Below are 10,235 nucleotides of genomic sequence, written 5' to 3' on the forward strand. Positions count from 1 at the left end.
CTCACCCGTTTCCGAGGTCCCGTGGCCGTCCCCGCTAGGAGATGCCGAGGTCGTTCTCGATGAAGTCGAAGAGTTCGTCCGCCGCGGCGGACTCCAGGCGGTCGGTGATGTCGTCGCCGGTCGCCGCGGCCGGTGCGGCGGCGGTCGCGGTACCGCCGATGCGTCCGAGCAGCGACTGCAGCCGGGCGCCGATGCGGTCGAGCCGGGCGTCGCCGGCCGGCAGCCCGGACAGGGCCGCTTCCAGCCGGTCGAGGTCGGCGAGGACGGCGCCGGCCGCGTCCGTGCCGTCGGTGAGCCGGCCGAGCAGGTGTCCGGCGAGCGCGGTGGCGTTGGGCTGGTCGAACAGGAGCGTGGCCGGGAGGGCGAGACCGGTGGCGGCGCCGATCCGGTTGCGCAGTTCGACCGCCGTCAGCGAGTCGAAGCCGAGGGCGTTGAACGCCTGCGTGGCGCCGACCCGGTCGGCGGAGGCGTGCCCGAGGACGGCGGCGGCCTCGGTGCGCACCAGGCCGACCAGCGTGCGTTCCCGTTCGGCGGGGGTCTGGCCGGCCAGCCGGGCGCGCAGGGCCTGCCCGGCGTCCGCGTCCGCGCTCTCGGGACGCCGGGCGAGCAGTTCGCGCACCTCGGGCAGTTCGGCGAGCAGCGGGCTGGGCCGGGAGGTGGTGAAGCCGGGGGCGAACCGCGCCCAGTCGATGTCGGCGACGGCGAGCACGGCGTCGGTGCGTGCCGTGGCCCTGCCGACCGCCTCCACCGCCCGGTCGGGGTCGAGGGGGCTGATGCCGCCGCGGCGCATGCGGGCCTCGGTGCCGGCGTCCCGGCTCGCCATGCCGCCGCCCGCCCAGGGGCCCCAGGCCAGGGAGGTGGCCGGCAGGCCGGCGGCGCGGCGCTGTTCGGCGAGCGCGTCGAGGCCGGCGTTGGCGGCGGCGTAGTTGGCCTGGCCGATGGTGCCCAGGGTGCCGGAGACCGACGAGTACAGGACGAACGCCGTCAGGTCCCGGTCCCGGGTGAGGTCGTGGAGGTTGCGGGCGGCGGCGAGCTTGGGCCGCAGCACGTTCTCCAGGGCGTCGGCGTCCATGCCGTCGATGAGCCGGTCGTCGAGGACACCGGCGGTGTGCACGACCGCGTCGACGGGGTGCTCGGCCAGCAGGGCGGCGAGTGCGTCCCGGTCGGCGACGTCGCAGGCGGTCAGGACGAGTGCGGTGCCGGTGCCGGCCAGGGTCTCCTCGAGGCGGGCGGCGCCGGGCGAGCCGGGGCCCGAGCGGCTGACGGCGACGATCCGGGTGGTGCCGCGGGAGGCGAGCCAGGCGGCGGTGCGCAGGCCGAGGGCGCCGGTCGCGCCGGTGAGCAGGACGGTGCCCGTCCAGTCGGGCGACGTTCCGGCGGGCCGTGCGGCGGGGACGCGTTCGAGGCGGCGCAGGAAGGTGCCGGCGGCGCGCACGGCGGTCTGGTCCTCGCGGCCGTCCGCCAGGACCGCGCACAGCCGGCGGGCGATGTCGGGGGCGACGGCGGTGGTGCCGGCGGGCAGGTCGACCAAGCCGCCCCACAGCTGCGGGTGTTCCAGCGCGGCGGTGCGGCCCAGGCCCCAGACGGCCGCCTGTTCGGGTTCGGCGGGCGCCTCGTGTCCCAGCACGCCGGCCGCGCCCGCGGTGACGGCCCACAGGCGGGCGGTGTCCGGGCCGGTGGCCCGGTCGGCGAGGGCCTGCACGAGGGCGGTGGTCGCGGCGAGACCGGCCGGGACGGCGCGGTGGCCGGGCAGCGGCCGGGTGTCGGCGGCCAGCAGGGACAGGACGCCCGCGGGTGCCGGACCGTCCTCGCGGGCGGTGTCGTAGGCGGCGGCCAGGGTCGTGCGGTCGGTGCCCGCGCAGTCCACGGGCAGGACGCGGACGTGGGCGCCGTGCGCGGTGAGCGCCTCGGCGATCGACGTGGCCCAGGGGCCGCCGTCCAGTGAGCCCGGGACGGCGAGCAGCCAGGTGCCGGTGAGGGCGGCGGTGGCGCCGTCGGCGGCGGGCCGCCAGGTCACGCGGTGCTCCCAGCGCTGTTCCTCGGCGTGCCTGCGGTCCGCGCCGCGCCAGGCGGCGAGGGCGGGCAGGACGGCGCTGAGCGGGGCGTCGGCGTCGAGGTCGAGCCGCTCGGCCAGGGCTGCCGGGTCGGCGGCCTCGACCAGGTCCCAGAAGGCGCCGTCGGCCGCGGGCGCGGCGGTCCGCGCGGACGGTTCCAGCCAGTAGCGCTCGCGCTGGAAGGCGTACGTCGGCAGGGCGACGGGCCGGGCGCCGGCGTCGGCGGGGTGGGCGGGCAGGTCTCCGCGGCCGTGCGCGTGCAGGGTGGCGGCGGCCAGCAGCGCCGCGCGCGTCTCGGGCAGGTCGCGGTGGAGGAGGGGCACTGCGGTGACGGCGGCCGGGTCGCCGACGCCGTCGCGGACCAGGGGGGTGAGGGTGGCGTCGGGACCGAGTTCGAGGCAGAGGGTGACGCCCTCGGTCTCCAGGGTGCGCACCCCGTCCGCGAAGCGCACGGCCTCGCGGGCGTGACGCACCCAGTAGTCGGGGGTGCACAGGTCCTCTCCGGTGCACAGGGCGCCGGTCAGGTGGGACACCACGGGGACGGCCGGCGGCGCGTAGCGCACGCGCGCGGCCGCCTGCCGGAAGTCCTCCAGCACGGCGTCCATCAGCGGCGAGTGGAAGGCGTGGCTGACCCGCAGGCGCCGGGTCCGGCGGCCGCGCGCGGCGAACTCGGCGGCGACCGCGTCCACGTCGTCCGCGGCGCCGGAGACCACGACGGAGACGGGCCCGTTGACGGCGGCGACCGCGAGGCGGTCGGCCCGGCCCTCCAGGTACGGCAGCACCTCCGCCTCGGTGGCCTCGATCGCGGTCATGGCACCGCCCTCCGGCAGCGCCTGCATGAGCCGGCCGCGTGCGGCGACCAGGGCGCAGGCGTCGGCCAGGTCGAGCACCCCGGCGGCGTGCGCGGCGGTGAGCTCGCCGACGGAGTGCCCGGCCAGTACGTCGGGCCGGACACCCCAGGACGCGGTCAGGGCGTGGGCGGCGGTGCCGAAGGCGAACAGGGCGGCCTGCGTCCAGGCGGTGCGGTCCAGCAGCGCCGCCTCGGCGCTGCCCTCGGCTGCGAGGACCACCTCGCGCAGCGGAGGTCCGTCCAGGTGCCGGTCCAGTTCGGCGCAGACGGCGTCGAGGGTCTCGGCGAACACCGGGTGGGCGGCGTACAGGCCGCGGCCCGTGCCCGGGCGCTGTGCGCCCTGGCCGCTGAACAGGACGGCGAGGCGGCCGCCGTCGGTTCCGCCGGTGACGACGTGGGGGGCGCGGCCGCCGGTGGCGACGGCGGCGAGCCCGGTGAGCAGTTCCTCCCGGTCCCCGGCGACGACGACGGCCCGGTGGCGCTGCGCGTGGCGGGCCGTGGTCAGCGTGTGCGCGAGGTCGCGCGGGTCGTGGTCGGCGGTGAGGAGGTGGGTGCGCAGCCGGGCCGCCTGGGCGCGCAGCGCCTCGGGGGTGTGCCCGGAGACGGGGTACGCGCGCGGCAGGGCGGCCGCCGCGTCCCGCCGGGGGGCGGGCGCGGGGGCGGGCGGTTCCTCCAGGACGACGTGGGCGTTGCTCCCGCTGATGCCGAAGGAGGAGACGCCGGCCCGGCGGGGGCGTCCTTCCCGGGCGGGCCACGGGCGGGGCTCGGTGAGCAGTTCGACGGTGCCGCTGGACCAGTCGATGTGCGGGGAGGGCTCGTCGACGTGCAGGGTGCGGGGCAGTTCGCCGTGGTGCATCGCCATCACCATCTTGATGACGCCGGCCGCGCCCGCGGCGGCCTGGGTGTGGCCGAAGTTCGACTTGGCGGAGCCCAGCAGCAGGGGCCGTCCCTCGGGCCGCTCCCGGCCGTAGGTGGCGAACAGGGCCTGCGCCTCGATGGGGTCGCCGAGGGTGGTGCCGGTGCCGTGCGCCTCCACCGCGTCCACGTCGGCCGGGGAGAGCCCGGCCGAGGCCAGGGCCTGGCGGATGACCTGCTGCTGGGAGGGGCCGCTGGGGGCGGTCAGGCCGTTGGACGCGCCGTCCTGGTTGGTGGCCGAACCGCGGACGACGGCGAGCACCGGGTGCCCGTTGCGCCGGGCGTCCGACAGCCGTTCCAGCAGGAGCACGCCGACGCCCTCGGAGAAGCTGGTGCCGTCGGCGGCGGCGGCGAACGCCTTGCAGCGGCCGTCGGCGGCCAGCCCGTTCTGCGCGGTGAACTCGGTGTAGGTGCCGGGGGTGGCCATGACGGTGACGCCGCCGACGAGCGCCATCGAGCACTCGCCCCGCCGCAGCGCCTGGGCCGCGAGGTGCAGGGCGACCAGGGCGGAGGAGCAGGCGGTGTCGACCGTCATCGTCGGCCCCTCCAGGCCGAAGGTGTAGGCGACGCGGCCGGAGATGACGCTGCCGGACACGCCGAGGCCGATGTAGCCCTCCATGCCCTCGGGGATGTCGGCGAGGCCCGACGCGTAGCCGGATCCCATCGCGCCGACGTACACGCCGGTGCGGCTGCCGTGCTGGGCCAGCGGGTCGAGGCCGGCGCGCTCGAAGACCTCCCAGGACGTCTCCAGGAGCAGGCGCTGCTGCGGGTCCATGGCGAGGGCCTCGCGCGGGGAGATGCCGAACAGGGCGGCGTCGAAGTGGGTGGCGCCGTGCAGGAAGCCGGCCTCCAGGCCGGGCAGCCGGTCCAGGTCCCAGCCCCGGTCGGTGGGGAAGGCGCCGATGGCGTCGCCGCCCTCGGACACGAACCGCCACAGCTCCTCGGGGGAGGTGACTCCGCCCGGGTACTGGCAGGCCATGGAGACGATGACGACGGGGTCGTCGTCACCGGCGGCGGCGGTGGCGGTCTCGGCCGTCTCGGTGCCGCCGGCGAGTTCCCGCCGCAGGTGGCGGGCGAGGGCGCTGGGCCTGGGGTGGTCGAAGACCAGGGTGGCGGGCAGCCTGAGTCCCGTTTCGGCGTTCAGCCGGTTGCGCAGGTCGACCGAGGTGAGGGAGTCGAAACCGAGGTCCTTGAAGGACTGTTCGCCGTCGACGGCGCCGGCCGAGCCGTGGCCGAGGGCGACGGCGGCGTGGCGGCGCACCACGTCGAGCAGCAGGCGTTCCTGTTCGGGTCCGGTGAGTGCGGCGAGGCGCCGCAGGAGTGCGGAGGAGTCGCCGCCGTCCGCGGTGCGGGCGGTGCGCCGGGCCGGTGCCGGGACCAGGCCGCGCAGCAGGGCGGGCAGCCGGCCGGCCGCGGCGGCGGCCCGCAGCGCGGCGGGGTCGGTGCGCAGCGGGGCGAGCACGGCCTCGCCGGCCGTGAGCGCCTCGTCCAGCAGCCGCAGGGCGTGCGCGGGGTCGAGGGCGGGCAGTCCGGAGGCGGCGATGCGGCGTACGTCACCGTCGTCGAGGCCGCCGGTCATGCCGCCGTCGTGCTGCCACAGGGTCCAGGCGAGCGAGACGGCGGGCAGTCCCCGGGCGCGGCGGTGCTGGGCGAGGGCGTCCAGGACGGTGTTGGCGGCGGCGTAGTTGGCCTGTCCGGCGCCGCCGAGGAGGCCGGCGGCGGAGGAGAACAGCACGAAGGCGGTGAGGCCGGCGTCGCGGGTGGCCCGGTGCAGGGCGAGCGCGGAGTCGGCCTTGGCGCGCAGGACGGTGGCGAGGCGGTCCGGGGTGAGGGAGGCGAGGACGCCGTCGTCGAGGACGCCGGCGGTGTGCACGACGGCGCGCAGCGGGTGCTCGGCGGGGACGGTGGCCAGGGCGGCGGTGAGGGCCGCGGGGTCGGCCGCGTCGCAGGCCTCGATGCGGACGGCCGCGCCGTGGGCGGTGAGTTCGGCGGCGAGCTCGGTGGCGCCGGGGGCGTGCGGGCCGCTGCGGGAGAGCAGCAGCAGGGAGCGCACGCCGTGCGCGGTGACCAGGTGGCGGGCGACGAGCGTGCCGAGGGCGCCGGTGCCGCCGGTGATCAGGACGGTGCCGTCGGGGTCCCAGGCGGCGGTCCGGCCGGCGGCGTCGGCTGCGGTGCCGGCGGCGTTCCCGGCGGGGTTCCGCGCGCCGACGGCACGCGTCAGCGTCGGCGTGAGCAGCCGGCCCTCCCGCAGGGCGAGTTGCGGTGCGCCGGAGGCGACCGCGGCGGCCAGGGCGGTACGGGAGGCGTCGGTGCCGTCGAGGTCGGCGAGGACGATCCGGCCGGGGTTCTCCGTCTGGGCGGAGCGCACCAGACCCCACAGGGCGGCGGCGGACAGGTCCGGTACGTCCTCGTGCCCGGCGGCGACGGCGCCCCGGGTGACGACGACCACAGGGGCGTCCTGGGTGCGCTCGTCGGCGAGGAGCGTGCGCAGGGCGTCCAGGGCGCGGGAGGCTACCCCGGCGGGGGTCTCGCCGGGTGCGGAGGTGAAGGGCAGGACGGCGGCGGCGCAGCCGTCGGAGCCGAGCGCGGGCCAGTCGGGGACCAGGCCCGACGGGTCGTCGGCGGCCAGGCGCCAGCCGTCGGTGGCCTGTGCCCCGGGCAGGTCGGCGGCCGTCCAGCGGACCGCGTACAGCGCTCCGTCGGCCGGCCGGGCGGCGGGCGTGGCGTCCGCGGACAGCGGGCGGCTGACGAGGGAGTCGACGGTGGCCACGGGTCGTCCGGTGCCGTCGGCGACGCGCAGTCGCACCGAACCGCCGGGGCGCTTCTCGAGCCGGACGCGCAGGGCGGTGGCACCCACGGCGTGCAGGGTGACGCCACTGAAGGCGAAGGGCAGGCCCACTCCCCCGCCGTCGCCGTCCGCCTCGCCGTCGCCGCCGGTGAGCTGGGCGTGCAGGGCGGCGTCGAGGAGGGCGGGGTGCAGTCCGAAACGGGCGGCGTCACGGTGCTCGTCCTCGGGCAGCGCGACCTCGGCGTACCGGACGTCGCCGTCGTGCCAGGCGGCGCGCAGGCCCTGGAAGACGGGGCCGTACTGGTAGCCCTGGGCGGCGAGCGCGGCGTAGAAGCCGTCCAGCGGGACGGGACGGGCGCCGGCGGGCGGCCATGCGGTGAGGTCGTCGCCGGACGCGGTGGGGGTGGCCGGGGCGAGGACGGCGGTGGCGTGCCGGGTCCAGGGGGTGTCGTCGTCGGCGTCCGGGCGGGCGTGGACGGCGACCGTGCGGCGGCCCGCGTCGTCGGGGGCGCCCAGCGCGATCTGCAGCTGCGCGCCGGTGCCGTCGGGCAGGGCCAGCGGCGCCTGGAGGGTGAGTTCCTCCAGCAGGCCGCAGCCGACCTCGTCGCCGGCCCGCAGGACGAGTTCGACGAAGGCGGTGCCGGGCAGCAGGACGGTCCCGGAGACGGTGTGGTCGGCGAGCCAGGGCTGGCTCCGGGTGGACAGGCGGCCGGTGAGCAGGACCCGGTCCTCGTCGGCGACGCGGACCACGGCACCGAGCAGCGGGTGCCCGGCGCCCGTGAGGCCGGCACCGGTGACGTCGCCGGTCTGTGCGGCGGGCCGCAGCCAGTACCGCTCGCGGGTGAAGGCGTAGGTGGGGAGCTCGATCCGGGGGGCGTCCGGCACCGGGCCGCCGAGGAGGCGCTCGTGGTCGACGGGCACGCCGTGCGCGTGGGCCCCGGCCACGGCGGCCAGCAGGGTGGCCGGCTCGGGGCGGTCCTTGCGCTGCAGGGGCAGGCAGACCCGCTCGGTGGTGTCGTCGGGCAGGCAGGTGCGGGCCAGCGCGGTGAGGGAGGCGTCGGGGCCGAGTTCGAGGAAGCGGGTGACGCCCCGCTCGACGAGGTGGCCGACGCCGTCGGCGAAGCGGACGGTGTGGCGGAGGTGCCGTACCCAGTAGCCGGCGGAGGCGAGTTCGGCGGCGGTGGCGGGGCGGCCGGTGAGGTCGGAGACGACGGTGATCCGCGGCGGACGGGCGGTGACGCTCTCGGCGACGCGCCGGAACTCGTCGAGGGCGCCGTCCATGCGGGCGGAGTGGAAGGCGTGCGACACGCGCAGCCGCCGGGTGGTCCGGCCGAGGGCGCCGAGTTCGGCGGCGACCGCCTCGACGGCCGCGGTGCTGCCGGAGATCACGGTGGCGCGGGGCCCGTTGACGGCGGCGACGGACACGGCGTCGCCGTGCGCGGCGAGCAGCGGGGTCACCTCGTCCTCGGCCGCGTCGAGGGAGATCATGGCGCCGCCCTCGGGCAGCGCCTGCATGAGCCGGCCGCGGGCGGCGACGAGCCGGCAGGCGTCGGCCAGCGACCACACGCCCGCGACGTGGGCGGCGGTCAGCCCGCCCAGGGAGTGGCCCAGGAGGTACTTGGGGGTGATGCCCCAGGACTCCAGCAGCCGGAACAGGGCGACCCCGAAGGCGAACAGGGCCGGCTGGGCGAGTCCCGTGCCGCGCAGGGCCTCCTCGTCCCCGCCGTGCAGGACGGTGTCCTTGAGGGACAGGCCGAGTTCGGGGTCGAGGTGGGCGCAGACCTCGTCGTAGGCGCGGGCGAAGGCGGGGAAGGCGGCGTACAGGTCCCGGCCCATGCCGGGGCGCTGGGCGCCCTGCCCGGGGAAGAGGAACGCGGTGCCGCCGCGCAGGGTGCGGCCGGTGACGACGGCCGGGTGCTCCTCGCCGTCGGCGAGGGCGCGCAGCGCGTCGCGTGCGGCGGCGGTGTCCGGGGCGAGGACGGCGGCCCGGTGCTCGAAGGCCTGCCGGGTGGTGGCCAGGGCGCGGGCGGTGTCGTGCGGGTCGTGCCCGGGGTGGGCGGTGACGTGTGCGAGGAGCCGTGCGGCCTGGCCGCGCAGGGCCTCGGCGCTGCGCGCGGACAGGAACCAGGGGGCCACGGGCAGCGGTTCGGCCGGAGCGGCCGTCGGGGTCGTGTCGTCCGCCGCGGGCTCCGGCTCGGGTGCGGCCTCCAGGATCGTGTGGGCGTTGGTGCCGCTGATGCCGAAGGAGGAGACGGCGGCCCGGCGCGGGCGGCCGCCGGTGTCCGGCCAGTCGGCGGGCTCGGTGAGCAGGCGGACGTGTCCGGCGTCCCAGTCGACGTGGGTGGAGGGCGTGTCGACGTGCAGGGTGCGGGGCAGCCGGCCGTGCCGCAGCGCCATCACGGTCTTGATGACGCCGGCGACACCGGCGGCGGCCTGGGTGTGGCCGAGGTTGGACTTCAGGGAGCCGAGCAGCAGCGGGCGTTCGGCGGGCCGGTCCCGGCCGTAGGCGGCGAGGAGGGCCTGGGCCTCGATCGGGTCGCCGAGGGTGGTGCCGGTGCCGTGCGCCTCGACGGCGTCGACGTCCGCGGCGGTGAGGCCGGCGTTGGCGAGAGCCTGTTCGATCACCCGCTGCTGGGCGGGGCCGTTGGGGGCGGTGAGGCCGTTGGAGGCGCCGTCGGAGTTGACGGCGGAGCCGCGGACCACGGCGAGCACGGGGTGGCCGTTGCGGCGGGCGTCGGAGAGGCGTTCCACCAGGAGCAGGCCGACGCCTTCGGACCAGCCGGTGCCGTCGGCGGAGTCGGCGAACGCCTTGCAGCGGCCGTCGGGGGCCAGCCCGCGCTGCCGGCTGAACTCGAACAGCAGGCCGGGGGTGGCCATGACGGCGACGCCGCCGGCCATCGCGAGGTCGCACTCGCCGTTGCGCAGGGCCTGCACCGCCCAGTGCAGGGCGACCAGGGAGGAGGAACAGGCGGTGTCGACGGTGACCGTGGGGCCCTCCAGGCCGAGGACGTAGGAGATGCGGCCGGAGGCGACGGAGGTGGCGTTGCCGGCCAGCATCAGGCCGTGGACGTCCTCGGGCACCTCGACGGGGCCCTGGCCGTAGCCGGAGGCGGCCGCGCCCACGAACACGCCGGTGGCGCTGGACCGCAGGGTCTGCGGCCGGATCCCGGCCCGCTCCAGCAGTTCCCAGGAGGCTTCCAGCAGCAGGCGCTGCTGGGGGTCGGTGGCCAGGGCCTCGCGGGGGCTCATGCCGAAGAAGGCCGCGTCGAAGGCGGCGGCGTCGCGGAGGAAGCCGCCCTGCCGGGTGGAGAAGGTGCCGGGGCGGCCGGGGTCGGGGTCGTAGCGGTCCTCGATGTCCCAGCCGCGGTCCTCGGGAAGTTCGCCGATGGCGTCGCCGCCCTCGTCGACGAGCCGCCACAGGTCCTCGGGGCTGCGGATGTCGCCGGGGAAGCGGCAGCTCATCGCGACGACGGCGATCGGCTCGCGGACCCGGTCCTCCGCCTCGCGCAGCCGGCGGCGGGTCTGCCGCAGTTCGCCCGTGACCCGCTTGAGGTATTCCACGTACTTGTCGTCGTCAGCCACGTGTGTCACTTCCTTGAACCCGGCGGGGCCGGGGCGTCGGGTGCGG

General features: G+C 77.7%; 1 protein-coding gene. It reads right to left on the bottom strand.

The genetic code is table 11. From position 1 onward, the window contains the following. Positions 1-34 precede the first annotated feature (34 nt). The gene (locus GL259_RS39490) at positions 35-10,189 is read right to left on the bottom strand and encodes a type I polyketide synthase (RefSeq protein WP_159529181.1); all 10,155 of its coding nucleotides are present in this window, start codon (positions 10,187-10,189) and stop codon (positions 35-37) included. Between the last annotated feature and the right edge of the window lie 46 nt (positions 10,190-10,235).

The sequence above is a fragment of the Streptomyces sp. Tu 3180 genome, assembly GCF_009852415.1.
Lineage (GTDB): Bacteria > Actinomycetota > Actinomycetes > Streptomycetales > Streptomycetaceae > Streptomyces.